This window comes from Pseudomonas entomophila, from assembly GCF_018417595.1.
Taxonomy (GTDB): domain Bacteria; phylum Pseudomonadota; class Gammaproteobacteria; order Pseudomonadales; family Pseudomonadaceae; genus Aquipseudomonas; species Aquipseudomonas entomophila_C.
Window position 1 is genome coordinate 2,537,132 of sequence record NZ_CP070982.1, and the last position, 21,605, is coordinate 2,558,736.

The 21,605-nt window shown below is 60.3% G+C and carries 19 protein-coding genes and 1 pseudogene; 13 read left to right on the plus strand and 7 right to left on the minus strand.

Annotated features, from left to right (window positions below):
• Window positions 1-329 precede the first annotated feature (329 nt).
• From JYG34_RS11435 to JYG34_RS11450, 4 genes are all read left to right on the plus strand, one after another.
• Window positions 330-1,028 (plus strand): hypothetical protein, encoded by a 699-nt coding sequence (locus JYG34_RS11435; RefSeq protein ID WP_090342397.1) that lies wholly within the window; start codon window positions 330-332, stop codon window positions 1,026-1,028.
• Window positions 1,029-1,141: 113 nt separating this feature from the next.
• Window positions 1,142-2,938 carry a hypothetical protein gene (locus tag JYG34_RS11440; protein WP_213660785.1) on the plus strand — a complete coding sequence of 599 codons (1,797 nt, stop codon included), beginning with the start codon at window positions 1,142-1,144 and terminating at the stop codon, window positions 2,936-2,938.
• Window positions 2,935-3,846 (plus strand): ATP-binding protein, encoded by a 912-nt coding sequence (locus JYG34_RS11445; RefSeq protein WP_213660786.1) that lies wholly within the window; start codon window positions 2,935-2,937, stop codon window positions 3,844-3,846. The genes JYG34_RS11440 and JYG34_RS11445 overlap by 4 nt, the downstream gene beginning before the upstream one ends.
• Window positions 3,836-5,164 (plus strand): hypothetical protein, encoded by a 1,329-nt coding sequence (locus JYG34_RS11450; RefSeq protein ID WP_213660787.1) that lies wholly within the window; start codon window positions 3,836-3,838, stop codon window positions 5,162-5,164. The genes JYG34_RS11445 and JYG34_RS11450 overlap by 11 nt, the downstream gene beginning before the upstream one ends.
• Window positions 5,165-5,209: 45 nt before the next feature.
• Here the strand turns inward: JYG34_RS11450 and JYG34_RS11455 are convergent, their stop codons facing one another.
• Together JYG34_RS11455 and JYG34_RS11460 are read right to left on the minus strand one after the other, a co-directional pair.
• The gene (locus JYG34_RS11455; RefSeq protein WP_213660788.1) at window positions 5,210-6,301 is read right to left on the minus strand and encodes a site-specific integrase; all 1,092 of its coding nucleotides are present in this window, start codon (window positions 6,299-6,301) and stop codon (window positions 5,210-5,212) included.
• A 331-nt stretch (window positions 6,302-6,632) separates the two neighbouring features.
• Window positions 6,633-6,986, minus strand: coding sequence for a hypothetical protein (locus JYG34_RS11460; RefSeq protein ID WP_213660789.1), 354 nt, complete (start codon window positions 6,984-6,986; stop codon window positions 6,633-6,635).
• Between the two features lie 182 nt (window positions 6,987-7,168).
• Here JYG34_RS11460 and JYG34_RS11465 point away from each other — a divergent pair.
• Window positions 7,169-7,489, plus strand: a pseudogene (locus tag JYG34_RS11465) (recombinase family protein); the annotation flags it as partial.
• A 26-nt stretch (window positions 7,490-7,515) separates the two neighbouring features.
• A complete protein-coding gene (locus JYG34_RS11470) occupies window positions 7,516-7,908 on the plus strand; it encodes a hypothetical protein (protein WP_186711847.1) in 393 nt (130 codons plus the stop codon).
• A 392-nt stretch (window positions 7,909-8,300) separates the two neighbouring features.
• Here the strand turns inward: JYG34_RS11470 and prpR are convergent, their stop codons facing one another.
• Complete coding sequence (prpR, locus tag JYG34_RS11475) at window positions 8,301-10,253, minus strand: propionate catabolism operon regulatory protein PrpR (RefSeq protein WP_213660790.1); 1,953 nt, start codon at window positions 10,251-10,253, stop codon at window positions 8,301-8,303.
• Window positions 10,254-10,455: 202 nt separating this feature from the next.
• Between prpR and JYG34_RS11480 the strand changes: the two genes are divergently transcribed.
• The 7 genes from JYG34_RS11480 (at window position 10,456) to JYG34_RS11510 (ending at window position 17,631) form a co-directional block, all read left to right on the plus strand.
• Window positions 10,456-11,514, plus strand: a complete 1,059-nt coding sequence (locus JYG34_RS11480; protein ID WP_213660791.1) for a phosphotransferase family protein — start codon at window positions 10,456-10,458, stop codon at window positions 11,512-11,514.
• Window positions 11,511-11,867: a 4-hydroxypentanoyl-CoA kinase subunit LvaB gene (gene lvaB / locus JYG34_RS11485; RefSeq protein ID WP_213660792.1), complete on the plus strand. Its 357-nt coding sequence runs from the start codon at window positions 11,511-11,513 to the stop codon at window positions 11,865-11,867. Before JYG34_RS11480 ends, lvaB begins: the two co-directional genes overlap by 4 nt.
• Window positions 11,868-11,920: 53 nt before the next feature.
• Complete coding sequence (locus JYG34_RS11490; RefSeq protein WP_213660793.1) at window positions 11,921-13,093, plus strand: acyl-CoA dehydrogenase family protein; 1,173 nt, start codon at window positions 11,921-11,923, stop codon at window positions 13,091-13,093.
• Window positions 13,093-13,860, plus strand: a complete 768-nt coding sequence (locus tag JYG34_RS11495; RefSeq protein WP_192440023.1) for an SDR family NAD(P)-dependent oxidoreductase — start codon at window positions 13,093-13,095, stop codon at window positions 13,858-13,860. Before JYG34_RS11490 ends, JYG34_RS11495 begins: the two co-directional genes overlap by 1 nt.
• Before the next feature lie 86 nt (window positions 13,861-13,946).
• Window positions 13,947-15,596 carry an acyl-CoA synthetase gene (locus JYG34_RS11500; RefSeq protein ID WP_409264239.1) on the plus strand — a complete coding sequence of 550 codons (1,650 nt, stop codon included), beginning with the start codon at window positions 13,947-13,949 and terminating at the stop codon, window positions 15,594-15,596.
• Between the two features lie 56 nt (window positions 15,597-15,652).
• Entirely contained in the window at window positions 15,653-15,976 is a 324-nt protein-coding gene (locus tag JYG34_RS11505; RefSeq protein ID WP_213660794.1) for a DUF485 domain-containing protein, read from the plus strand.
• Entirely contained in the window at window positions 15,973-17,631 is a 1,659-nt protein-coding gene (locus JYG34_RS11510) for a cation acetate symporter (RefSeq protein WP_213660795.1), read from the plus strand. Before JYG34_RS11505 ends, JYG34_RS11510 begins: the two co-directional genes overlap by 4 nt.
• A gap of 49 nt (window positions 17,632-17,680) precedes the next feature.
• On the opposite strand, the gene JYG34_RS11515 is transcribed toward JYG34_RS11510, so the two are convergent.
• From JYG34_RS11515 to JYG34_RS11530, 4 genes are all read right to left on the minus strand, one after another.
• Window positions 17,681-17,833: a hypothetical protein gene (locus JYG34_RS11515; RefSeq protein ID WP_213660796.1), complete on the minus strand. Its 153-nt coding sequence runs from the start codon at window positions 17,831-17,833 to the stop codon at window positions 17,681-17,683.
• Between the two features lie 66 nt (window positions 17,834-17,899).
• A complete protein-coding gene (locus tag JYG34_RS11520) occupies window positions 17,900-18,808 on the minus strand; it encodes an NAD(P)-dependent oxidoreductase (RefSeq protein ID WP_213660797.1) in 909 nt (302 codons plus the stop codon).
• 54 nt (window positions 18,809-18,862) lie between these two features.
• Window positions 18,863-20,242 (minus strand): aspartate aminotransferase family protein, encoded by a 1,380-nt coding sequence (locus tag JYG34_RS11525; protein ID WP_213660798.1) that lies wholly within the window; start codon window positions 20,240-20,242, stop codon window positions 18,863-18,865.
• A gap of 96 nt (window positions 20,243-20,338) precedes the next feature.
• Window positions 20,339-21,592: a diaminobutyrate--2-oxoglutarate transaminase gene (locus tag JYG34_RS11530; RefSeq protein WP_213660799.1), complete on the minus strand. Its 1,254-nt coding sequence runs from the start codon at window positions 21,590-21,592 to the stop codon at window positions 20,339-20,341.
• Between the last annotated feature and the right edge of the window lie 13 nt (window positions 21,593-21,605).

Sequence of the window (21,605 nt, forward strand, 5' to 3'; positions counted from 1 at the left end):
ACAATTCTTCAGCTGTGCAGGGAAGGCCACCTTCATAGTAATTTTGGAAATCACGTATATAACCCATTGTTTGACGGTCTAATAGGGAGGGTGTGGGGCCTGGCATGGATAATGTTTTCATCGGGTCGCTTCCTCTATGCTTGTGATTCCGTAGCGGCTTATTGTTTTTCTTACGCTATGCGGTACCTTTTATTCCCAATAGGCATTATGGGTGCAGGGCAACTGTGCGATTATCACATTGTGGAATCCGCCCCCCATCCGTCATAGAAGACCTCCGCGAGGGGTTGGCATATCTACCTAAGCATGAAGTCTATGTTGAGGGTGTAGATATGTCTAAAAAAATCGCGAAGCAAGCGACGCCCAGCAATGCCTTGATTGCTCAGATGCGTAACCGTGGCTCTGTCCGCAGCAGCATTTGGCATGTTTATAGTTTGAAAGCCAATAATGACTTGATCCTAGAAAGCCATCGTGAAGTCGCGCATTGGTTGGTTTATCTTGAGTTTGACTCATCAATAGTAAGTTTCTGGAAGCCACGCGGCGATGAATTTAATGCAGATCAGCGAGGTGGGCGCAAGGTAAAACTTGATGCGATTGCTACGAATGCCGAGGGCTTGATCGAGTGGCATGAGGTGAAGTCCGGATACATTGATGATCTAGAGGCGCATGAGCAACTGAAAGTTCAGAAGGAGTTGGCGCGGGCTGCAGGGGCTCTTTACCGACTTTTCGATGAGTCAACACGAAGCGCCCGTCACTATGAAGTTATACCCTTACTAAGATTGGCAAATTTCGTGGCGTTGACGCGCTGGAGTGCAGATATCAACACAACAGAAGCGCTTCTTTTTCAACTCATCGGGCGAAATGGAACCGGTACTATCGGTAGTTTGGCGCAGATGTTACCTAACCTCGACATGACGGAGTTGGTCGGCGGGCTCAGCCGTTTGGCAATCAAAGGGCAGGTAAAGTTAACGATTGATGCTTTCACCCCAAACCTGCAGACCACATGGTCTTGCAAAGTTGAACGGCCATGAAGCGGGTTGTGATACCCCAGAGCGTGCAAGCTGGGAACTGGCCGAGACTGCCAGCCTCGGCAGTCCCCGAGGAGCACTGGGAGCTGTTCTGTAAGCGTCGCACTGCAGTGCAGATGTACATTGAAGGTCACGCTTTGCGCGTAATTGAGCAGAAGACCCACCTAAAAGGGTGGGAGGTTAATCGGTTAGCGACCCGCTTTCTGACTTTGGATGACCAAGGCCAGTGTATTGGCGAAAGAGCTTTGCTTCCCTATATTCATCTCAAATCCTACGAGCGACGCAAACCATCGGGTCACAAATATAGTGGCCAGCAGGGAGGGATGTCGGGCTGTCTTCAGCATTTGCTTAAAATATATCCGGAAGTTGAAGAGCAGATGATCGCGGTTATCAAAGATTCCGCACAGACGCTTGATGATCAGAGGAACGCAATTGCGTTCCTTGCCAAAAAGTTCATGCAGATTTTGCACGCCGTTGCCCCTGACCATCGTGGTTGGCCGTATTCGACTAAGTATCAGGGGCGTGTGAGCATACGCCGCTATATTCTCGCTCTGCGCAACCAATTTCCGGCCTCGTACATTAACGCGCATGGCAGTCCCGAGGCGAGAGCGCATATTGTCACGGGTACCGGGCATCGGCCATACCTTGTCGCGCAGCGACCGTTCGATGTTGTGGAATTGGATGGCCATTTTCTCAGTGCTTTTTTTGTTTTGTTGGTTGAGCAAGTAAATGGCTTGATGCTACCGATTCCGTTAGACCGTATGTGGTTACTCGCTGCTATTGATCAATATTCCCATGCTGTGCTTGCGTACAAATTGGTCTTGCGAAGCCAGCCTGGAGCCAGTGATGTTCGCGAAGTGCTTGTGCGAGCAAGCTTGGGGGGGTGGAAGGCGCAAACACTGGAAAACACCAATTTTCCCTATAAGGTCGATGCTGGTTTTCCTTCTAGTGTGATTGAGGAATGTTGTGGTGTCACGTTCAGCGTACTTAGTGTTGACTCGCATCTATCCAATATAGCTAAGAAAATTACGCTTCAAGCGCGGCAGGATTTCGGCTTCCATCATTACTTGGGGCCAACCGGACGTTTTGAAACGCGCGCAAAGATCGAGCGACTTTTTGCGGAGGTTGTACGACACACAGCTTTATTACCTTCGACAACCGGTAGTAACCCTCGTCATGGCAGAGCAGATGGCGCGCAGGAAAAAGCCGTTGATTATCAGTTGGATCTGACACGATTTATCCAAGCATTGGACGTCGCGCTAGCCAATTATAATACGGAACCGTCGGAAGGTATTGGCATGTTTTCGCCGTTGGGCTTGATTCGACAGTATATGAATCAAGCTGCCATACTACCACGCATTGCCGTTGAGCGTCGTGAACGGCTGAAAGTCGACTTGATTACTAAGTATGTCACGGTGCGCGGAAGCTTGGCGGAAGGGCGGCGACCATACGTCATGCTGGATCGGGTCAGGTATACCAGTGAGCATTTGGCGGCCAACTTTGATCTGATCGGGCTCAGATTGTGTGTGGAAATTGATGAACATGATTATCGCGCTGTCAACGCTTTCCTACCCAATGGTGCTGCAATAGGTGTACTCCACGCCTGCGGTTGGTGGGCGACCTTTAGGCATACGCCGTACATTAGACGTTTGGTTAATTCGTTGATTGCTCAACGAGCGTTGACTATCACTGAGGATCTTCCACCCAGTCAGCAGATCTGTGATTATTTCATTCGCCACAACGAACCCAACCGGGCGCTACTGGTTAAGCAGGCCGAGGATCCGAGCCTGTCGACATTGCCGCGCGCCGTCGTGCCTGTGAAAAAACCGGTGAAGGATTACCTGCTTCAGCCGGGTCAAGAATATCCTGGTCTTCCCTCAGCTGGGCATGCCGATAACCGAGGTGGATCATGAATATTACGCATCCCTTAATCAGCAAGCAGGCGCAAATTATCACGCCTGCGTTCATTTGGGCGGTGCGATTGTGTCTTGATCGGGTTGCAATGAGACGTTCCGCAGTGATGTTTCGTGGGCATTCACGGGTTGGTAAAAGTCGCTGCGCTGTGTTTGTGGCCGAGCAGCTAAAAAAACAGTTTCCTGAATGCCATGTTGTTTTGCACATAGCGCTGAAGCGGAAAGATTCGCGCCCTAACTTGCTTAGGGAACTTTGTTATTCTGAAAGTATTCATCCAAAGGAGCGTGTGGATCTGCGCTATCATTTGGTAGCTCATGTGGAATCATTATTGGTCGGGCAGCAGGCTGGGCAATATATTTTGGTTATAGATGAGATTCAAAGATTGTTGCCGGTGGATTACTTTGACTTGGCGGATATCTACAATTTGCTACAGGTGAAGAACATCTGCATGACGTTGATTGCCTTTGCTCAGCCGCATATCGATGAACAAGTTACTATGATTAATAAGCGTCGTGACCAGCAGTTGATCGCACGGTTTTTAACCGAGATATTGACTTATCCTGGCTGTCGTGGGGTCGACGAACTCGGCGTGATATTGAATGCCTACGATACGGGCTCCGAGTTCCCCTCTGGTTCAGGAACGAGCTATACCGCGCATTTTATACCCAAGGCCTTCTCGGCAGGTTTTCGTTTGGCACTTGCTACCGAGTCGCTATGGCTCGAATTGTCGGCCAGTACTTCCGGGAATTATACAAACAACATTCCCATGGACCATCTGTGTGAGTCGGTACTCAATCTACTGCTCAGCCTTGCAGCCAAGGACAGCACCTCCATGGAGCTTGATCCTCACTGGGTGAGTGAGGCCGTGCAAAAAAGCAACCTACGGGCTTTTTGTGATGCATTATAACCGTGGCTATTTCTTTCCCGATGGGTTTCCCACGCCCTTCGAAGCGGCCTTTGCTACTGTGCAAAAAGCTGCGGTCATCAACGGGGTGCCGGCACGCGCTTTGTTGCTGGCCTTCAGTCCTGGCGAAGGCGACCATCGATGGCGCCACGGCAGCGTGGCCAGCGCAACGATTCAAGGGTTGTACGCGCCCGGGCGCCCCTACCTGGCGAATACGCACTTCATTGGCAGCGTTGCACAATTTTTTTCCCCGCGTGCCATGGATAAGTTGCAGTACTGCCCACTGTGTGCCGCTGACTCAGGTTACCTCTCGCTCTTTTTCCATTTGCGATGCGTCCGATGGTGTCCATGGCATCGGGTTGAACTCAAATCTTTGTGCGCGCAATGTGCTGATGCCGCGGCTTTTTGTCCCGATCGGAACAGTCAGCCATGTGCCACCTGCGGTTATTCCGTGCCCAGCTTGAAAGTGATCCTCGACAGCTTGCGCTCGGGTCTCTGTGCTCAGCGTGCCGCTCATAGTTTGCGGCTATTTAGCACCCTGGCGCGTCTTCAGCGTTTGGGTATTTTAGACACCATGCGGTTGGGGGAGGGTCCTATAGATCCTCCCGTTCTGATTCAACCTCATAGTTTTTATGACGCGTTCGAAGAAGACTCGACCCTACGGCGATACCGGGTGGCATTAGACATGAGAGGGGGTGAGGATAGCTTGACACAACCGCGGCAGGTGGATGTGGTCTATCGACGGTTTGTGTCATTCTGGAGGTCGAGGCTACTTCGGCGCCATCGTCATTGCCTGCATAACGCCAACAGTTGCCTGGGGATCCGCGAACGGGGATCGTGCGTGTTTGCGCTCACGCTGATGCTGTTTCGGCAGAAATTTGAAACATTGCCTATTTCAAATACTCGCATTTGCATGTCTGACGCGGCTCTGGAGTGTCTAAGTGAGTTGGGCTTCACGCGTAGTAGCCTACGCAGTTATTTCAAAGTAATGTTTTATCGGTTGCTTTCCCGGCTGTGGTATCGCAGTGCCCATAGCAACGGTTTTTCTGTCCGTGTTGATTCTCGCTTCTTCTTCACGCCCTTTCTGAGCAGAACGCCATCGCTTAGCGACTACCTCGGTGAGAGCATCCGAGGACGGGTCCATGAAATCATTATCGACTTGCCTGCCGGGCTGCCGGTGCTCCGCAAGCTCATGAACCACGGGCGCACCGATGCGTTGCTGCGGATTTCCCACGTTGCCGGCACCGTTTCAGTTCATACCGATGCCCAGCCAAAGTTCCTGTTCGGTTTCGAAATCCTGGCGAGCGCCTTTGTATTTTGAGTTCAGTGCACTGTGCGGGATGAAGGATGTCACTGATCGAGGCGATTATTCATCGGAAGGCGCGCTGACGTTCGCTTGAGGTGTGAGGGCCTGGCCAAGTAGGTTGGTTGCACGACTGCCCAGCAGGGTGCCGGCCTGGAAATAGCCCATCACGGTATTGACGCTGCGGTGCTCGGTCATCGCCATCACCTCTCCCAGTGGCACTCCCTGGCGCCCGGCCTCGGTGACAAAGCCCGAGCGCAGGCTGTGCGCTGCCCAATCCCCTTCAAGCCCGGCCAATTGCGCTCGACGCTTGACGATACGCGCCACCTGATCGCCTGATAGACCGGTGCTACTGACCCGGCCGCCTCTGTACAGCCGACGGAACAGTGGGCCGGTCTGCGCGGGCGCCGCCTCCAGCCACGCCTGCAGTGCATGGGCCGCAGGCCCTTGCAGGGGCTTTTCCCGCCGCTCGCCACCGGTGTCAGTCTTCGTCGCCCCCAACGCGTAGAGCCAAGTGTCTGCGTCCAAGCGACGGAGGTCCTGAACCTGCAGGCCAATCACTTCTGAACGCCTGCGTCCGCCGCCACTCCACGCCAACAGCAACAGAGCACGGTCGCGGAGGCCGCGAATACCGTCAGTACAGGTAGCAAGCATCGCTTGCAGCGGTTCCAACACCACGGCGGTTTTCTTGCGCACCGAGACGCCGTGGCGAGCCTGGGCCTTACGGGCCTCACGCAACAGGGTTTTTACGACCTGACTCTCTGCCGGGTTTTCCCACTGCTGCAGGCGATGCCACTTGGCCAGGACAGCCAGACGGTGGCTGACCGTGCTGAACGCCAACGGGCCTGGTTTTCCCTTGACGCCGGCGGCGATCAGCGCGGCATCGAGATTCGCTGGCAGCAGGTGGCTCCAGCCGCCCGCGCCGTCGGGTCGGGCAAGGTGGTCGACAATGAACTGCACCGCCACCTCCGGGGGCAAGGCGCCATCACCGAGTGCGCGTCGGTAGCGCAGTTGCAGCCAGGCGGACCAATAGGCAAGGGCGCTCTGGTAGCTGCGCACAGTGTTGGTCGCAGTACCGGCGGCGATGAATGCGTCGGCGGCGGCACGGGTGCTGGCGGCCAGTTCCGCCGACACTAAAGGCGAGGAGGAGGGCATCGCTATCGGTTCTGTCAATGTCTTCTCGCTCAACGGTGCAATAGGTTCGGATAACCTGTGGCTTATCAGGCCTAATATAACGAAGAGGTCGGCATGACGATATCCATGATCGTGAAGGGCCGTTATCGACCCAAAGCTGCCTGTGGAGAGCGACAGCAATCGGCTAACTGCGATCATTCAGCTGAAACGCAGTCCCGCCACCAGCCTTTTAGCCTTGGGCATCCCGCACTCTTCAAATGTTGAATCTACAGACTCTAAATGGCTTGGAATCTTCTGAGCACGGAGGATTCAGGCTACAGCAATAGAGACCGGGAGACCGCGCAAAGGGTTGTCATTGAGGGCTGCCAGGCCCCAGGCAAGCCTCGATCATTTCCGCGACGTCAAGCAAACGCTCGCGCAAAGCGGGAAGCCAGACCACTGCCACGGACGAGTTCCGCTGTGCCAATTCAAGCACTGCCTGAAGCGCATGGTCCGAATGCCGCATTAATTCAACCAAATGAAGGCCGCTGGGACCATGGCTGCCCGCCAGCCAGTGCTTAGCGGTGCGTTCACTGGCATCGGTCCAATTGCGCAGCATCTTGATTGCGCGATGTGACGTGCCTAATTCGGTACGTAAGGCAGCGGCTACGGCGCCGGCGTAGATTTCTGCATTGATTGGAAAAGGATTGCCCATTTTCGCGATCATTTTTCTGTGGCTCCTATTTATATTCGTTTGTGGAGCATCTGACGAAGGCCGGTAGGCGTAGTGCAATCTACGGCTTGGCCTGGGTGTAGACCCCAAGCCGCTGAGGGGGCATCGATCAACAAATGAGACGAGCACAGCTATCCCTGGCAGAGGGCAGCAATAGAGCCGCTGCCTACGTCCGCATGTCGACGGAACACCAGCAGTACTCCACTGAGAACCAGCTGGATGCGATTCGCGTTTATGCCGCAGCGCATGAGCTGGAGATCGTCCGGGTGTACACCGATGCAGGGAAAAGTGGCTTGAGCCTGGATGGTCGGGAGGCTCTTCAGCAGCTACTCCGAGACGTTGACGTGGGTCAGTCCGAGTTCTCTGTGGTTCTGGTCTATGACGTAAGTCGTTGGGGGCGCTTTCAGGACCCTGATGTGAGCGCCAGCTACGAAGTTCGATGTCGGCAGGCGGGTGTCAGGGTCGAATACTGCGCCGAACAGTTCGTTAACGATGGCTTCGAAGCCACGATAGGGAAAAGGATATGGCAGGAGGGAACATCATCTGCGGCACCTTCCAAAGTGCCGACAAATCGGGATCAGCCTTGGAGGCAGTGTTAGATGCACTCCCATTGCAGGCTCACGAACTGGTCGAAAATGTCAAACAGCAACTCGATACAGCCGAATTTGTCCTTATAGAAGTAGAGCAGGCGAAACGCTTGCTTCCATTTTTAAAGGTCTACCAGGCGCAATTGATCGTTGAGATCGGGCACGATGATTGGGCTCGGGCAACGAAGGAGGAAGAGTCTTCGCTTGAAACTGTCGAGGCAAAGTGGGGATCGGGTAAGGGATGGAGACTTTACTGCGTGCGAGATCTCGTAGGTGCTTGTGAAAATGCGCAGATAGAGATGGAACCAGTGTGCATTGCGTTTAGTTAACTGCCTCCAGCCCGTTTTCACACAGCCTAGGTCGAAAGCGGTCAGTCGCGTCCAGACCGGCTGAACATGCACATCGCGAAAACGCACCTCCGGGCGCCATACTGTCCTACTCCGACTGCTCCGACTGCATCAGCATGGTCCTCAGGTGACTGAGCAAGAATGCCGGACGATACAGCACACCGCGCATAGTCGCCGGATCTGATATAGGGCGAAGCGCTCGCAGAATGAGTATCTCCAGTTAACTAAACAGGTTGAGCGCCCCCCACAACAAAGTCGCTAGCAACCCGGCGATGTACGTCGAGCCATTCAAGTTGGCGGATGATTAGACGGTATCGGGCCTTGAGACTGTCCAACCAGACGTCATGGGTTGAACATGGGGTTGGGGCTTTCATTCAGTTGGCAGATCGCAAGCGCCGCCACAAGGTTGTGCGGCTGATGCCGAGACGGCGGGCGGCTTCGTCGAGGTTGCCGTGGCAGCTTTCCAACGTTTCCTTTACATAGCGTAGTTGCGCGACCTTGCCGATGGTGTGCAGGTCCGTTTCGCCTGACGACTTTTTCCGGGCGGGTGAAGGGGGAGGGCCTTCGCAAAGTTCAGGTAGCACGCGTGCCAGGTACTGCTCGTTCACGCGGTGTTCTTCAAGCAGTTCGCGTGCCGAGAGCATCGCGCGCTCGATCACATTCTCCAGTTCCCGGACATTGCCCGGCCAGGCATAGCGTTCAAGGTACGGCAGCAGTGCGGCGGGGATGTCTGCAGCTCCCGGTGGTTGCCCCTGAACGAGCAGGCGCTGGCTGATGCCCCGGCAGATCAGGGCAATGTCCTCAGGGCGCTCTCGCAGCGGGGTGGTCTGCAGACGCAGGATGTTGAGCCGGAAATACAGGTCGGTACGGAAATCGCCATCGTCCATGGCGCTGCGCAGGTCCTGGTGGGTGGCGGCAATGATGCGCACGTCGATGGCAATCGGTTCGGTGCTGCCCAGGCGTAGGACTTCGCGCTCTTGCAGCACGCGCAGCAGGCGTGTTTGCAGCGAAACCGGCATGTCGCCGATCTCGTCGAGGAACAGCGTGCCGCGGTGTGCCGCTTCGAACAGGCCTTGCTTGCCACCTTTGCGCGAGCCGCTGAAGGCGCCTTCCTCATAGCCGAACAATTCACTTTCCAGCAACGACTCGGGAAACGCCGCGCAGTTGATGGCGACAAAGGGGCCTTGCCGGCGCGGGCTTTCGTTATGGATTCCCTGGGCGAGCAATTCCTTGCCGGTGCCGCTTTCACCGGTAATCAGGATGGTCGAATGGCTGGTGGCAAAACGCTTGGCCAACTGCAGCATCTCGCGGTTGGCCTTGCTGTTGCCGTTGAGCTGGTCGAGCCGGTAACGGGCAGTGAAAGCACCGGGGCGGCGGGTGGATCGGATGCGCTGGTCGGCACGTTGCACAACAGTGATGTCCTGGCAGGTCAGGACCAGGCCGGTACGTTCGCCGTTCTCCAGGATAGGCAGTAAATTGCTCACCACGACGTGCGAGCCGAGCCGCATCACGCGATTTTCTTCACCCGTGACTTCCTGCAGCGCCTGCTGCATGTCCAGTTCCGGGCACAGCTGCTGCAGCGGCCGGCCCAACGCTGCGCTAACCGGCAGGTCCAGCAGCTGCGCAAGGGCCGGGTTGAGCGACTGCACCACGCCTTGGTTGTCGACCGCTGCAACGCCGTCGGGGATATGCCGCAGCACGGCATTCAGATGCCGCCGTTTGGCGATCTCGACGCGTTGAGTGTCGAGAATGCCCAGGGCTTCCTCCAGCGCTTTGCGCGCGGTTTCTTCGCTCAGCGACAGCACGCCATGCAGCCCTGCCTGCTCCGCCAGCTCCACCACCGTCGACGAGCCGATGATGCTGCGACAGCCTAGCTGGGCCGCCTGTTCGACGGCCTGGCGCGCCTCTTCCAGGGAGGTGTAGGCGGCCTGGTGAACCTGGACGGTGAAGAGCGCGGCCATGGCTTGCAGGTCGTGGTTGATGTGGTTGTAGCTGAGCACGGCCACCTGGGAGGAGCGTTCGCGGGCCTGCCCCAATGCCCGTAGCAGGTCGCCACTGCCCACGCGCATCGCCAATACCGGGCGTGTCAGGTGTTTGCGCAGGTAGGCGGCGGTCGCCCCGGCGCAGACGAACACATCGACCTTGCCTGCCTGCTCCAGTTCTCGGGCGGTTTGCAGTGCTTCAGCCACCGAGGTGTCGAGGACTTCGATACGGGTATCGGGGTAGTCCGTCGTGAGCCCGGCCACCACATGGGCGAGCCGGCTCCGTTGTTGGGGGCGCTGCAAGTGGCTGATCAGCACGACGACCTGGGAGGCAAGAGCATCCATCACGGGGCCTGTTCATATTTGAAATGTTTCGATAATGAATCAATAGCTTGCAAATATGCAACGAGCAGCCTGACTTTCGCTCATCGGTGAGTTGTCAGAACCCAGGCTGCATGCGGCCTGTGGCTGACGCTTGACGAGTTGGCCCAGGCCTTGCTCTTGGGCTTGTGCCAACCCAGAAACCAAAGGCAGGGCCTACAGACCCATGAGCAGTTCACCAACGATTTCCCAGGCCAGCGATACGTTCGCGGCCATGACTGACGATCATCGCCTGGCCGAGTTCATCCGCGAGCAGGCCTCGGCAACGCGGGTAGTCATCCAGGCGCGCAAGCGCCTGAGCGGTGGCGCCATCCAGGAAAACTGGCTGCTGGAGCTGCTGATCGAAGGCGGCCCGTGGGCCGGTGCCCGGCGCTGGGTACTGCGCAGCGATGCGCTTTCAGCGCTACCCGCCAGCCTTGACCGTGAACAGGAGTTCGCCGTGCTGCAGGTGGTTCACCAGGCCGGCGTGAAAGTGCCACGACCGCTCTGGCTGTGCCGCGATGTGCGCGTGCATGGGCGGGCGTTCTTCCTGATGGAGTATGTGCCGGGTATCGCTGCCGGTCGCGCGCTCAGCGCCGGCGCCGGCCCTCAGGGCCGGGTGCAACTGGCGGCGCAGCTTGGCGCCAACCTGGCGCGTCTGCATCAGGTCCGCCCGCCGTGCGCCACGCTGGGCTTCCTGTCCGTTCCGGACAGCTCGCCGGCCCTGGCGACCATCGATGCCTACCGCCGCTACCTCGACACCCTCGCCGATGCCTATCCGGTGCTGGAATGGGGCCTGCGCTGGTGCGAGCTGCATGCGCCGCGCAGCAGCACCCTGTGCCTGTTGCACCGTGACTACCGCACCGGCAACTACCTGACCAGCGAAGACGGGCTGGAGGCTGTGCTCGACTGGGAGTTCACCGGCTGGGGCGACCCTTGCGAGGACCTCGGCTGGTTCACCGCCCGCTGCTGGCGCTTCACCCGCCCAGACCTCGAAGCCGGTGGCATCGGCCAGCTGGAAGACTTCCTGCGGGGTTATCACGAGGTCTCCTCGCTGTGCATCGAGCGCAGTCAGCTCCACTACTGGCAAGTCATGGCCACCCTGCGCTGGGCGGTGATTGCCTTGCAGCAAGGGCAGCGCCATCTGTCCGGTGAAGAACCGTCGCTCGAGTTGGCACTGACAGCCCGGCTGTTGCCGGAGCTCGAACTCGACATCCTGCACATGACCGGAGCCGAAGCGCCATGACCCAACCCAACGCCCACGAATTGCTCGAGATTGCCCGCGCGACGCTTCTGGAACAACTGCTGCCAGCGCTGCCTGGCGAGTTGCGTTACCCGGCCCTGATGATCGCGAACGCCATGGCCATTGCGGCCCGCGAAAACCGCTTGGGTGCTCAGGCCGAGGATCAGGAACACGCGCGTCTGGCCGCCTTGGTCGATGACGCGCCGTCGACATTGCCCGACCTGCGCCGCCAACTGGCTCGCGCCATTCGCCAGGGCAGCCATGACGCCCCGCAAACCCGGCGCACCCTGGTCGAGACATTGCGCCAGATCACCGTTGCCCGATTGGCGATCAGCAACCCCAAGGCCTTGCCCTGAAACCGAATCGACCACCCCATTCCTCCGATAGACAAGAACACACAAGGACAGCCATGAACTTCACTCTCCCGGACGAACTGCTCGCCTTGCAGGCCACGACTCGAGACTTCATTGCCGAACAGGTCATCCCATTCGAGAACGACCCCCGCCAGGACAGCCACGGCCCCAGCGACGCACTGCGCCAGGACCTGGTGGCCCGCGCCCGCGCCGCTGGCTTGCTGACGCCTCACGCCAGCCGCGAAATGGGCGGTCTGGAACTGAGCCATGTGGCCAAGGCGATCGTCTTCGAAGAAGCCGGCTACTCGCCGCTGGGCCCGGTAGCGCTGAATATCCATGCGCCGGACGAAGGCAACATCCACCTGATGGACGTGGTCGCCACCGAGGCGCAGAAAGACCGCTGGTTGCGCCCGCTGGTCCAGGGCCATGCCCGTTCCTGCTTCGCCATGACGGAGCCCGCGCCCGGCTCCGGCTCGGACCCCTCAATGCTGCGCACCACCGCCACCCGCGATGGCGACGACTACCTGATCAATGGCCGTAAGTGGCTGATTACCGGGGCCGAAGGCGCCGACTTCGGCATCATCATGGCGCGCATGGAGGATGGCACGGCGACCATGTTCCTGACCGACATGAAGCGCGACGGCATCATCCATGAACGTCAGCTGGACTCGCTGGACAGCTGTTTTACCGGCGGTCACGGGCAGCTGCGTTTCGACAACCTGCGTATCCCGGCGAGCGATGTCCTCGGCGAGATCGGCAAGGGCTTCCGTTATGCCCAGGTGCGCCTGGCGCCCGCACGCTTGACTCATTGCATGCGTTGGCTCGGTGCCGCGCGCCGCGCCCACGACATCGCCTGCGACTATGCGCGCACCCGTGACGCCTTCGGCAAGCCGCTGGGCGAGCACCAGGGCGTGGGCTTCATGCTCGCCGACAACATGATGGACCTGCACGTGGTGCGACTGGCGGTCTGGCACTGCGCCTGGGTGCTCGACCAGGGCCGGCGCGCCAATGTCGATTCGAGCATGGCCAAGGTGATCAGCGCCGAGGCGCTGTGGCGGGTGGTCGATCGTTGCGTCCAGGTATTGGGTGGCCGCGGGGTGACCGGGGACACCGTGGTGGAGCGGATCTTCCGCGACATTCGCCCGTTCCGCATCTATGACGGTCCGAGCGAAGTGCACCGCATGAGCCTGGCGAAGAAGCTGCTCGACCAGCGCCTGGAGGTCCACTGATGCAGCCGAACCTTGTCCGACTGTTCGCCCTTGACGGGCGTCGCGCCCTGGTGACCGGGGCCTCCAGCGGCCTGGGCCGTCACTTCGCTATGACCCTGGCCGCTGCAGGCGCCGAGGTGGTGGTGACCTCCAGGCGCCAGGCGCCGCTGCGGGCGTTGGTGGAGGCCATCGAGGTGGCTGGAGGGCGGGCGCGGGCCTTTGCCCTCGATGTGACCAGCCGTGAGGACATCTGCCGGGTGCTCGATGCCGCCGGCCCACTGGATGTCCTGGTCAACAATGCGGGGGTGAGCGACAGCCAGCCTTTGCTGGCCTGCGATGATCAAACCTGGGACCACGTGCTCGACACCAACCTCAAGGGCGCCTGGGCCGTGGCCCAGGAAAGCGCCCGGCGCATGGTGGTGGCGGGGAAGGGGGGCAGCTTGATTAATGTCACCTCGATCCTCGCCTGCCGTGTGGCCGGTGCCGTCGGCCCTTACCTGGCGGCCAAGGCCGGCTTGGCCCACCTGACCCGCGCCATGGCGCTGGAGTTGGCGCGCCATGGCATCCGGGTGAATGCCCTAGCGCCCGGCTACGTGATGACTGATTTGAACGAGGCCTTCCTGGCCAGCGAGGCCGGTGACAAGTTGCGTTCGCGTATCCCCAGCCGACGCTTCAGCGTGCCGTCGGACCTGGACGGCGCCTTGCTGCTGCTCGCCAGCGATGCTGGGCGGGCGATGAGCGGCGCTGAGATCGTGGTCGATGGCGGCCATCTGTGCAGCAGCCTGTAACGCGCCCTGGCGCAATAACAACAAGAACAGGAGATAGGTGTGTGCGTGCAAAATCTGAGCAATGTGTCGATGAGGTGCCTGCCATGATGGTTCCAACCCTCGAACATGAGCTTGCTCCCAACGAAGCCAACCATGTCCCGCTGTCCCCGCTGTCGTTCCTCAAGCGTGCCGCCCAGGTGTACCCGCAGCGCGATGCGGTGGTTTATGGCGCAAGGCGCTACAGCTACCGTCAATTGCATGAGCGCAGCCGCGCCCTGGCCAGTGCCTTGGAGCGGGTCGGTGTTCAGCCGGGCGAGCGGGTGGCGATATTGGCGCCGAATATCCCGGAAATGCTCGAGGCCCACTATGGCGTGCCCGGTGCCGGGGCGGTGCTGGTGTGCATCAACATCCGCCTGGAGGTGCGCAGCATTGCCTTCATTCTGCGTCACTGCGCGGCCAAGGTATTGATCTGCGATCGCGAGTTCGGTGCCGTGGCCAGTCAGGCGCTGGCCATGCTCGATGCGCCGCCTTTGCTGGTGGGCATCGACGATGATCAGGCCGAGCGCGCCGACCTGGCCCTCGACCTGGACTACGAAGCGTTCCTGGCCCAGGGCGACCCCGCGCGACCCTTGAGTGCGCCACAGAACGAATGGCAGTCGATCGCCATCAACTACACCTCCGGCACCACGGGGAACCCCAAGGGCGTGGTGCTGCATCACCGCGGAGCCTACCTAAACGCCTGCGCTGGGGCGCTGATCTTCCAGTTGGGGCCGCGCAGCGTCTACCTGTGGACCTTGCCGATGTTCCACTGCAACGGCTGGAGCCATACCTGGGCGGTGACGTTGTCCGGTGGCACCCACGTGTGTCTGCGCAAGGTCCAGCCTGATGCGATCAACGCCGCCATCGCCGAGCATGCCGTGACTCACCTGAGCGCCGCCCCGGTGGTGATGTCGATGCTGATCCACGCCGAGCATGCCAGTGTCCCTCCGGTGCCGGTATCGGTGATCACTGGCGGTGCTGCCCCGCCCAGTGCGGTCATCGCGGCGATGGAGGCGCGTGGCTTCAACATCACCCATGCCTATGGCATGACCGAAAGCTACGGCCCCAGCACATTGTGCCTGTGGCAGCCGGGGGTCGACGAGTTGCCACTTGAGGCCCGGGCGCAGTTCATGAGCCGCCAGGGTGTCGCCCACCCGATGCTCGAGGAGGCCACGGTGCTGGATACCGATACCGGCCGCCCGGTTCCAGCCGACGGCCTTACCCTTGGCGAGCTGGTGGTGCGCGGCAACACCGTGATGAAAGGCTACCTGCACAACCCAGAGGCCACCCGGGCCGCATTGGCCAACGGCTGGCTGCACACGGGCGACCTGGCCGTGCTGCACCCGGATGGCTACGTGGAAATCAAGGACCGGGCCAAGGACATCATCATTTCCGGCGGCGAGAACATCAGCTCGCTGGAGATCGAAGAAGTGCTCTACCAGCACCCTGATGTGGTCGAGGCCGCAGTGGTGGCGCGCCCGGATTCGCGCTGGGGCGAGACCCCTCATGCGTTCGTCACCCTGCGCCCAGATGCGCTGGCCACGGTCACCGAAGCGGACCTGATCCGCTGGTGCCGTGAGCGGCTGGCGCATTTCAAGGCGCCGCGACATGTGTCGCTCACGGAGCTGCCCAAGACCGCCACCGGCAAGATCCAGAAGTTCGTCCTGCGCGAGTGGGCCCGGCAACAGGAGGCGCAGACCGCCGACGCCGAGCCATGATCGAGCGGCAACACCTGCACACCCCATAACAACAAGTACATTGATCGAGGTGTCCCATGTCCAGCCTGTTATACGCGCGTGTTCGCGCCAGTGCCCGGTTCCAGCAACTGGTGACGCGCAGAAACCGTTTTACCCTGAGCCTGTTCGTGCTGATCCTGACCACGTTCTATGGCTACATCGCGTTGGTATCGTTTTGGCCCGAGCTGATCGCCAGGCGCCTGGCCGAGGGGTCGAACATGACCTTCGGCGTCGCGGCCGGCGGTTTCCTGTTCGTGTTCTTCTGTGCGCTGTCGGCGTTCTATGTGTACCGGGCCAATGGCGAGTTCGACCGCTTGACGCAGGCGTTGGTTGCCGGGTTGGAAGAGGAGCAGGGCGCATGAAGACACTACTGCCTCTGGCTTTGTTGCTGCACTCCGGCCTGCTGTTGGCATCGCCTGCGCTCGACGCGGGTCAACGTCAGCCGCTGAACCTGCATGCCATCGGCATGTTCATGGTGTTCGTGCTCTTCACTTTGTGCATCACCTGGTGGGCAGCGCGGCGCACCCGCTCGACGGCGGACTTCTACAGCGCCGGTGGCGGCATCCTGGGCTGGCAGAACGGCCTGGCGTTGGCCGGTGACTACATGTCCGCCTCGACGTTGCTGGGGATCACCGCGCTCATCTACACCTCCGGCATGGACGGCTACATCTACCTCATCGCCTTCTTCGCGGGCTGGCCGGTGTTGCTGCTGTTGATGACCGAGCGGTTGCGCAACCTGGGCCGCTTCACTTTCGCCGACATCACCTCGTACCGCCTCGACCAAGGCAAGGTGCGCACCATGGCCGCCATCGGCTCGCTGACCGTGGTGTGCTTCTACCTGGTGGCGCAGATGGTCGGGGCCGGGCAGCTGATCAGGCTGCTGTTCGGCCTGGACTACCACATCGCCCTGGTGATCGTTGGCGCGCTGATGATGCTGTATGTCACCTTTGGCGGCATGGTGGCAACTACCTGGGTGCAGATCATCAAGGCGTTCCTGCTACTGGTAGGCGGTACGCTGGTGCTGTTCCTGGCGCTGCGCGAGTTCGACTTCAGCTATGACACGCTGGTCACCCAGGCCATGGACACCCATACCCTGGGCGAGCGCCTGCTGGCGCCCGGCAGCCTGCTGGCCGACCCATTGACCGCGCTGTCGCTGAGCCTGGGGCTGGTGTTCGGCACTGCCGGGCTGCCGCATATCCTGATGCGCTTCTTCACCGTGAGCGATGCCCGTGAGGCGCGCAAGTCGGTGCTCTATGCCACCGGATTCATCGGCTACTTTTTCAATGTCATTTTCCTGCTGGGCCTGGCGTCGATCGTGATCGTCAGCCAGCAGCCTCAGTTTTTCGAAGGCGGGCTGGTGGGTGGCAAGCTGCTGGGCGGGGGCAACATGGTGGTCATGCACCTGGCCAAGGCGGTAGGCGGCAACCTGCTGCTGGGCTTTTTGTCTGCCGTGACCTTCGCCACCATCCTGGCCGTGGTGTCAGGCCTGGCGCTTGCGGGTGCTTCCGCCATCGCCCATGATCTCTATGCGCGGGTGATCATGAAGGGCGCAGCCAGCGAGTCGCAGGAGCTGCGGGTGACCAAGCTGGCCACCCTCGGGCTTGGGTTGGTGGCGATAGCTCTGGGCATCGTGTTCGAAAACATCAACGTGGCCTTCATGGTCGCGCTGGCGTTCGGCATCGCAGCGTCGGCCAACTTCCCGGTGCTGTTCCTGTCGATGTTCTGGTCGGGGTTGACCACGCGCGGCGCGTTGGCCGGTGGCTACGTGGGGTTGATCAGCGCCATGGGCTTCGTGGTGCTTTCCAAGCTCGTGTGGGTGGATGTGTTGCACTTTGCCGAGCCGCTGTTCCCCTATACCCAGCCTGCGCTGTTCTCCATGCCGCTGGCGTTTGCGGTGGCGTATGGCGTTTCCCGGCTAGACCGGACTGCGCGAGCCAAGGCAGAAAGGGCGGCGTTCGCCGACCAGTTCGTAAGGGGCCAGACCGGCCTTGGCGCCAGCGGTGCGGTCGATCATTGATTACCTGCGGCCGCTGGCGGATGCGTGCCAGCGGCCAGGTGATACCTCGTTAATATCCCCTGAAAATCTCGCCGATGTTGGTGATCGGATGCCCCATGTGCTGCGCCGCCGCTCGGTTGACGAGAGAAGGCCTGGGGGCAAGCATGGCACTCAGGAAAACGGCCAGCGTCAACACGGCCAGTAGAAAACCAAATCGGCGCATATGATCCTCCAGCGATTTTTATTGTTGTTGTCTTCAGGTTCGATCCGAAAGGCCAGTATCACGCGGTTAGTGCCCAGGCGCTTTGTCGTGGGCGAATGACTGGGTGATGACTGCAATGTCCTGGTCGCCATAGCCCATTGATGCCGCGCGCTGCGCGACTTGGCATACCGCGTCGAACACTGGCGTCCAGGCCCCCTGTGCATGCAGGGATTGGGCAATGTGCGCGAAGGCATCTACATGTACATCGAGCCTCGCCTGGTCGCCTGCGAAATCCTGCGCTTCGAGCCGGCGTGCCGCTTCCTCGAGTGCGTCGGCGACGAAAAAGCGTGACGTGTCGAGCAGGAGCCTGGCTGTCCTCGAAACCGACAGGCCAAACCGTTCGCTCGCACCCACTGCCTCGAAGAACGCAACCATCACGGCAAACGCATGGGCGTGGAGCACGCTCGCGAAGGCCAATGCTTCGCCCCAGGGAAGGAACACCGTATGGCCGGCGAGCCCTTCAAGCAGCGACCGGTGCTGCTCGAAGGCCTCAAGATCGCCGGTATGAATACTGTGGCTTTCGCGATGGCCGACGTTGCGCGGGTAGGCCACGATCATCCCTTTGACGTAATGGCCGCCCGCCCGATTGACGAGGCCCTGAAGCGCCGGTCCCTCGTCCTGGGCGTTGGTGGTGTAATCGACGATCGTACGGTTGGCCAGTGCATGCATCACACCTGGCATCCCGAGCACCTCGTGGGTCGCGTGGTTGTCCAGGAGCACGAAGATCGTGGCCGGGCTTGCAACCAGCGCGGTTTCAACGCTGTCGCACAGGTGAGCGCCAGCGGCGACGAGCGACGCAGCCTTGCCGGGTGATCGATTCCAGATCGCCACGCGTTTGCCTTGCTTGAGCAACGCGTGTGCCATGAGCGTTCCCATCGCACCGAGCCCGACCACGGACACATCAAACTCGAAACTTTCATCATTTTGTTCGCGCACGTTCAAAGCCTCTTGATTGTTGTTTTATGTGAGGCCCCACGGGAGAGCCTTTGCTCACCGCAGGTTCTGCGATCGGGCCCAGTCTGTTGCGTCAGCCAACGTGCGCTCGAAGGCGCTGAAGATCGCTTCGATGTCGCCCTGCGTGGTAATCAACGGCGGGCAGAACGCGATCGTGTCGTAGAGGGCGCGAATGATCAGCCCATGCTTGTGGGCCTGTTTGAACACGTAGCCACCCAGTGCACCTTGCTGGGCGAACGGTTGGCCGGTGGCCTTGTTCGCAACCAGTTCGATCCCGCCCATCAGCCCGACGCCTCGGACGTTGCCGACCAGCGGGTGGTCTTCGAACGCGCGCAGGTGGCGCTGGAACATGGGGGCTAGGCGCTGGACATGGCCAACCAGGTCGCGCTCTTCGATGATGCGGATGTTTTCCAGCGCAATCGCGGTGGCGACGGGGTGGCCCGTGCAGGTCAGGCCATGGGCGAATGCCCCCAGGCGCTGGCTCTGGCTCACCAGTACATCGTTGATGGCATCGGACACCACCACGGCCGCCAGCGGCTGGTAGGAAGAGGTGGGCTGCTTGGAGAGCACCATGATGTCGGGCTGGATGTCGTACAGCTGAGCCCCGAACATCGTGCCCAGCCTGCCAAAACCGGTGACGATCTCGTCGATCACCACAAGAATGTCGTAGCGCCTGCACACTGCCTGGATCGCCGCCCAGTAGCCAGTGGGAGGAGGGATCACGCCGCCCGCTGCGATCACCGGTTCGCCGACGAAGGCGGCAATGCTTTCCGGCCCTTCGGCGAGGATGTAGCGCTCCAGTTCGTTCGCCAGGCGGGCCGAAAAGGCTTCCTGCGTTTCCCCTGGCCGGGCGAACCGGTAGAAGTTCGGGCACGTCAGGTGGTGAACAGGGATGGCCGGCAGGTCGAAGTCGCGATGAATCGAGGGGATGCCGGTAAGGCTCCCGGCAGCGATGGTGGCACCGTGATAGGCCTGCTGGCGAGAGATGAATTTCTTCTTGTGCGGTTTGCCCAGCGCGTTGTTCACGTACCACAGCATCTTCACCACCGAGTCGTTGGCTTCGGAGTCTGAATTGGTGAAGAAAACATGGTTCAGGTCGCCCGGCGCCAGCTCGGCCAGCTTGGCGGCGAGCGCCGCCGCCGGGGCGTTGGTCTTGTGGCTGAAGCTGTGGTAGTAGGGCAGTTGCCTGAACTGCTCGACGGCGGCGTCGACCAGGCGCTTTTCACTGAAGCCCAAGGCAACGCTCCACAGGCCCGACATCGCCTCGATGTAGGCGTTGCCTTGCTCATCGAAGACCCGCACGCCGTCGCCGCCGGCGATCACGAGGGGGCCGATTTCCTGGTGCTGCGCCAGGTTGGTGTTGGGGTGTATGAATGAAGCCAAGTCATTCTGGATGGTTGAAGTGACGTTGCTCATTGGTGTGATTTCCTGCCACGGACGGGTTGTCGACTGCATGCGATGAGCCTGCATGCGGCGCTGTATCGATACAGGCCGCACCGCAGGCCCGTGCAGTTACTGGCTAAACGCTGCCGCGACCGATTCGCCGAAGGCTTTCAGGCCTTCTTCAAGCTGGTCGGTCGGGGTGTTCACCGGTGGCATCAGCTTGATGATTTCGCCGTTCGGGCCGCAGCGGTCGACCAGCACACCCGCCTGCAGCACACGCTGCTGGGCATCCTTGGCGAATGCGACGTTGCCGCGACCGAAGTCGATGCCGGCGATCATGCCGCGACAGCGCGCGGAGGCGACGCCAGGAATTTCCGCGAAACCGGCGACCGCGCGCTCCATGGCCGCGCAGTTGGTGGCCAGCAACTTCAGGAACCACTCATCGCGCCAATAGCCGAGCGCGATCTGGGCCGTCAAGAAGGCCAGTTGGTTGCCGCGGAAGGTGCCGATGTGATCGCCCGGTTGCCACACATCCAGCCCGGCGCGAATCAACACGATCGCCATCGGCAGGCCGAAGCCGCCGATCGATTTGGCGCAGGTGATCAGGTCTGGCACCACCCCGGAGCGCTCGAAGCCGAAGAAGTCGCCGGTGCGCCCGCAGCCGGCCTGGATTTCGTCGCAGATGAGCAACACGCCGTGATCGCTGGTCCACTTGCGCAAGCGTTGCAGCCATTCGTTGGAAGCCGGGTAGACGCCGGCCTGGATCTGCACGGACTCGACGATCACCGCAGCTGGCAGCTCCGAGCCGCTGCCCTGGTCGTTGGCCAGGCGCTCGAGGAAGCCAATGCTGTCGAATTCGCCGTAGGGGCTGTCTTCGTACGGCACGAACGCCACGTCGGTGGAAAGCCCAGGGCCACGGCGAGTGCGGTTGCCGGTGACGGCCAGGGCGCCGGCGGTCATTCCGTGGTAAGCCCCATAGAACGAGACGACCTTGGTACGCCCCGTCGCCTTGCGCGCTAGTTTCAACACCGCCTCGACGGCGTCGGCACCGGTCGGGCCGGTGAACTGCACCTTGTAGTCCCAGCCGCGTGGCTTGAACAGGTCGCGCTCGATCGCTTCGAGAAACTGGCGCTTGGTGGTGGTGTGCAGGTCGAGGGCGTGGGTCACGCCGTTGGACGACAGATACGCGATCAAGGCATCGCGCATGCGCGGGTCGTTGTGGCCGTAGTTCAGGGCTCCGGCGCCAGCGAAGAAGTCCAGGTACTCGCGGCCGTCTTCACCTCGGATCTTGCTGCCTTGGGCGGTATCGAACACCAGCGGCAAGTCACGGCAGTACATCCGCACGTTGGACTCGAGCCTTTCGAACGTCTCGATGTTGTTCATGCAAACCTCTTGA

Bases quoted from the DNA above. Each gene is read 5' to 3' on its own strand.
- JYG34_RS11435 (WP_090342397.1), top strand. From the start codon at position 330: ATGTCTAAAAAAATCGCGAAGCAAGCGACGCCCAGCAATGCCTTGATT.
- JYG34_RS11440 (WP_213660785.1), top strand. From the start codon at position 1,142: ATGTACATTGAAGGTCACGCTTTGCGCGTAATTGAGCAGAAGACCCAC.
- JYG34_RS11445 (WP_213660786.1), top strand. From the start codon at position 2,935: ATGAATATTACGCATCCCTTAATCAGCAAGCAGGCGCAAATTATCACG.
- JYG34_RS11450 (WP_213660787.1), top strand. From the start codon at position 3,836: ATGCATTATAACCGTGGCTATTTCTTTCCCGATGGGTTTCCCACGCCC.
- JYG34_RS11455 (WP_213660788.1), bottom strand. From the start codon at position 6,301: ATGCCCTCCTCCTCGCCTTTAGTGTCGGCGGAACTGGCCGCCAGCACC.
- JYG34_RS11460 (WP_213660789.1), bottom strand. From the start codon at position 6,986: ATGATCGCGAAAATGGGCAATCCTTTTCCAATCAATGCAGAAATCTAC.
- JYG34_RS11470 (WP_186711847.1), top strand. From the start codon at position 7,516: ATGGCAGGAGGGAACATCATCTGCGGCACCTTCCAAAGTGCCGACAAA.
- prpR (WP_213660790.1), bottom strand. From the start codon at position 10,253: ATGGATGCTCTTGCCTCCCAGGTCGTCGTGCTGATCAGCCACTTGCAG.
- JYG34_RS11480 (WP_213660791.1), top strand. From the start codon at position 10,456: ATGAGCAGTTCACCAACGATTTCCCAGGCCAGCGATACGTTCGCGGCC.
- lvaB (WP_213660792.1), top strand. From the start codon at position 11,511: ATGACCCAACCCAACGCCCACGAATTGCTCGAGATTGCCCGCGCGACG.
- JYG34_RS11490 (WP_213660793.1), top strand. From the start codon at position 11,921: ATGAACTTCACTCTCCCGGACGAACTGCTCGCCTTGCAGGCCACGACT.
- JYG34_RS11495 (WP_192440023.1), top strand. From the start codon at position 13,093: ATGCAGCCGAACCTTGTCCGACTGTTCGCCCTTGACGGGCGTCGCGCC.
- JYG34_RS11500 (WP_409264239.1), top strand. From the start codon at position 13,947: ATGGTTCCAACCCTCGAACATGAGCTTGCTCCCAACGAAGCCAACCAT.
- JYG34_RS11505 (WP_213660794.1), top strand. From the start codon at position 15,653: ATGTCCAGCCTGTTATACGCGCGTGTTCGCGCCAGTGCCCGGTTCCAG.
- JYG34_RS11510 (WP_213660795.1), top strand. From the start codon at position 15,973: ATGAAGACACTACTGCCTCTGGCTTTGTTGCTGCACTCCGGCCTGCTG.
- JYG34_RS11515 (WP_213660796.1), bottom strand. From the start codon at position 17,833: ATGCGCCGATTTGGTTTTCTACTGGCCGTGTTGACGCTGGCCGTTTTC.
- JYG34_RS11525 (WP_213660798.1), bottom strand. From the start codon at position 20,242: ATGAGCAACGTCACTTCAACCATCCAGAATGACTTGGCTTCATTCATA.
- JYG34_RS11530 (WP_213660799.1), bottom strand. From the start codon at position 21,592: ATGAACAACATCGAGACGTTCGAAAGGCTCGAGTCCAACGTGCGGATG.